Below are 390 nucleotides of genomic sequence, written 5' to 3'. Positions count from 1 at the left end.
GGATCGTGCTCGCGCCGGTGACCGAGCGCGGTGAGGCCCTCGGCCTGCTGGAGATGTCCCTGCCGGCGGAGCCGGGTGCCGACACCCTGGCCGAGATCACCCGCACCGCGCACCTGCTCGGTTTCGAGGTGATCGCCAACCGACGGCACACCGACCTCTTCGAGTGGGGGCAGCGGAGCACGCCGTTCTCGCTGCCCGCCGAGATCCAGCGACGGCTGCTGCCGGCCGCGTTCACCTGCGAGGGCGGCGCGTTCACCCTGTCGGCGTGGTTGGAACCGGCCGCGAACGTCGGCGGCGACACCTTCGACTACAGCCTCGGGCGCGACCTCCTGCACCTGTCGATGACCGACGCGATGGGTCACGGCGTGGCCAGCGCCCTGACGGCCACCC

1 protein-coding gene is annotated in these 390 nt (G+C 72.3%); it reads left to right on the top strand.

Annotation, left to right across the window (positions count from 1 at the left end; translation table 11 throughout):
* A partial coding sequence (locus tag I6F37_RS44060) for a hypothetical protein (protein WP_225154994.1) occupies positions 1-390 on the top strand: 390 nt, incomplete at both ends.

The sequence above is a fragment of the Bradyrhizobium sp. NBAIM08 genome (genome assembly GCF_020193935.1).
Lineage (GTDB): Bacteria > Pseudomonadota > Alphaproteobacteria > Rhizobiales > Xanthobacteraceae > Bradyrhizobium > Bradyrhizobium yuanmingense.
This window is presented reverse-complemented; position numbering and strand designations above follow the sequence as displayed.